Source organism: Paenibacillus puerhi, assembly GCF_009846885.1.
Classification (GTDB): Bacteria; Bacillota; Bacilli; order Paenibacillales; family NBRC-103111; genus Paenibacillus_G; species Paenibacillus_G puerhi.
This window is the reverse complement of sequence record NZ_WUWM01000075.1, coordinates 1-3,118: the sequence shown is the minus strand read 5'-3', so window position 1 is coordinate 3,118 and position 3,118 is coordinate 1. Positions and strand designations below refer to the sequence as shown.

The following is a 3,118-nucleotide window of genomic DNA, read 5'->3' as shown; positions in this document are numbered from 1 at the left end:
AGCCCTGGACCGCTTGCTGCCTTGGTCACCGTCGCTGCCGCTGACCGTACGCGTATTTAAATCATAATCTCATCATAGACAAGCCCACATCCTCTTGCCAAGGTGTGGGCTGTTTGACGCTTACGATTGAAGTGTCTAAGGGGCAAGTCCTTTCAGTTGAGTTCATGAATGGTGAAACAGAATACAGACAAGGCATTGAGTTTTTAGTCGATAAGCGTAAAGGCCAGGTTGAAATTAATGGGGAACTTTTAACTGCTCCCGTTCTTTGGGTGGATACCGCTCCTAAAACCGTGGTCGTAAAATGTTTGCCGAAAAAGGCAAACGGGCAAATTAATGTTTGGAATGTGTGGAACTACACAGGAGAAGATAGAATAGATGCTTGGATTGGGAATGCAGGAATGCACGTTGAACAAATAAATGATAAGACATTTATCCTCCATTGTAGCAATGGGATTGGCGACTTTGATCTCAATGATCTATCCGTTAAAGTAACCCTGACTTAAGCGTCAACATATAGATTAAAACTCAAACCTTGATTGGCTTCGTGCCTTTCAAGGTTTTCTTTTTGGTGGGGGCTACCCAGTGCCGAATGAACTTAACATACAATCAATAACACATCTAACCCATGTAATACCCGTATAAAGATTTCTTCAATGCGGTTGTACGTACAGCAACGCTTTACTTTTATACCCTAATTGACGCTACTGCGTTACATTGAACAGGTTGATTATGGTCAGATACCACCATGATTAACCTGTTTTTTGTTAGCTTTGTTTTCTGCGGTTTTTTTCAAAATTCATCGCAACTGAACAATACCCTGTCTCGATAGAGAGGGGGAAGTACATAGCCTGGTGCTAGACTCAATATTGGACACGGAGAACCGAGAGTGCGAAAATAAAAGCATTCCTAATCGAGGTGTCCGGCATGATGAAAAAATACGACAAAGAATTCAAACTTCAAACCGTTCGACTCATTCAAGAAGAAGGAAAGTCGGTAGCGCAGGTAGCTCGTGAAATGGGCTTGTATGAGAATACGATTTACCGCTAGATTGCGGAGTTTAAACAAGATGGCAACCAGGCGTTTCCCGGTAGTGGCCAACTGAAGCAGGAAGACAAAACTATGCGAGATCTTCAAAAGCGGATTCGTGATCTGGAAGAGGAGAACGAAATCTTAAAAAAGGCAATGCACTACTTCGCAAAAGACCGGCGCTGATCTATCCATTCATTCATGATCACCGCTTCAAGCTCCGTGTCGCGAAGATGTGCTCTGTTTTTGAAATCTCCCGAAGCGGTTATTATAGCTGGATTCAGCGAAAAGAAAGCAGACGAAGCAAACGCCACGAGCGGCTTAAAAAGCAGATTCGCCGCATCTTTTTCGATAATAGGCGTCTTTATGGAAGCAGGAAAGTCTGGAAGCTTTGAAAAAACAAGGCGTTAAGGTATCCGAGAAAACCGTTGTCCGCATCATGAAGGAGCTGGGCCTCAAATCCCGTACCATCAAGAAGTATAAAGCTACAACCAATTCCAAGCATAACTTACCGGTAGCCGCGAATGTACTGAATCAACAGTTTCAAGTAAATGTGCCCAATCAGGTCTGGATGACTGACATCACCTACATCCCGACGGATGAGGGCTGGCTTTATCTAGCAAGCGTCATGGACTTATACAGCCGTAAAATCGTAGGTTTTCATATGGATGAACGAATGACCAAGTCACTTGTCATAAAGGCGCTTGATCTAGCCTATCGACTTCAGAAGCCGCGTGGTGAAGTTCTCCATCACTCTGATCGAGGTAGTCAGTATGCTTCTTTGGAGTACCAGGAGCGGCTTAAAGCGTATAGGATGAAAGGAAGCATGAGCCGTAAAGGGAATTGTTACGATAACGCGTGTATCGAATCATTCCACAGCGTCTTGAAGAAAGAACTCGTATATCTAGAAAAGTTTAAAACTCGAAAGGAAGCTAAGAAACGGATTTTCGAGTATATTGCTTGCTTCTATAATGGGAAAAGAATCCATTCTTCCATCGGGTATTTCACACCCAATCAATACGAACGTATGTACCGTTCAGCTGCGTGATTCTCTCGATTCATTATGTCCAATCTATTGACAGTAGTCCACCATCTTCTGCAACCGGAATCTGAATCCTTTTTACTCTGAACCACCTCATGCTGTTCAACCTCTGTTTTGCGTTTCCTTCTTCGTTTAGGTTTATTTGGACCATCGTTTTCTGCTAAGTAGAGCTAAGCCCACATCCTGTGACAAGGTGTGGGCTATTTGACGCACGATTTAACCATGATCCTGTTGCAGGCAATTTAGGAGCAAGAGGGCCGTTGCAAGCTCGAAGACGCAAAGGAAAGGGAAAACGTTCTGGGGAGGTGGGGTCTATACAAGGGCAGAGCTTCATCAATGACGGCCATCATCATCTGAAAGCAGAAAGAGGAAATACAGCGAACGTGACCGGGAAGAGAAAGGACGGGAGTATACGGGATTGAAGCTAATGTGAAGCATGAGCTGCTTCAAGGCGGCGATTGTCGGTTATTTAGTCGAGGATGAGGCTGCTTCCTCATCCGCCTGTTCTTTTTTCCGAACAAGTAAGAGAACTCTGAGTCTCATTGTTTAAATTCGATACATTAACCCTTAGCTCGCTTTGCCCCTTCAAGAAATATCCTCCGTTAATATAAACGGCATTCTCACTGTGCCTTTCTATAACTCCACCAGAATCCAAGTTGTTCGCCGTTTTGATGTAAAGAGACTGGGATCCCGAGGAACATGGCATTATAGAAGTCAGCGGGTGTGATAAGCCGTTGATTAAGTGTAAACAAAGTCAATCCTCCTTCATCTGCTCCTATATATCCTCATATTACTAGATCAATATAACCAAGACTATTTACCTAAGAAAATCTTTATTATAGGATATGTAATTCAAATATATCAATTAATGTTAATTATTTACTGGAAATTCATTCTATTATTTTATATTTTTATGTCTGATATCACTAGCGTTGCATAAAAGTTAGTTGAGCTAATTGTCACATTATTCTGAATAGGATATTCCGTTCATGGACCAAAAGGTCGATGACCTATCGAAAGGTAGCCTTTGTCCATTTGGTAATTATATGG

At 42.6% G+C, this 3,118-nt stretch carries 1 protein-coding gene and 1 pseudogene; both read left to right on the top strand.

The features are described from left to right. Positions 1 to 113: 113 nt before the first annotated feature. Positions 114 to 503 carry a hypothetical protein gene (locus GSF01_RS28965; RefSeq protein ID WP_159888737.1) on the top strand — a complete coding sequence of 130 codons (390 nt, stop codon included), beginning with the start codon at positions 114 to 116 and terminating at the stop codon, positions 501 to 503. A 424-nt stretch (positions 504 to 927) separates the two neighbouring features. Beyond that, positions 928 to 2,074, top strand: a pseudogene (locus GSF01_RS28960) (IS3 family transposase). Positions 2,075 to 3,118 lie beyond the last annotated feature (1,044 nt).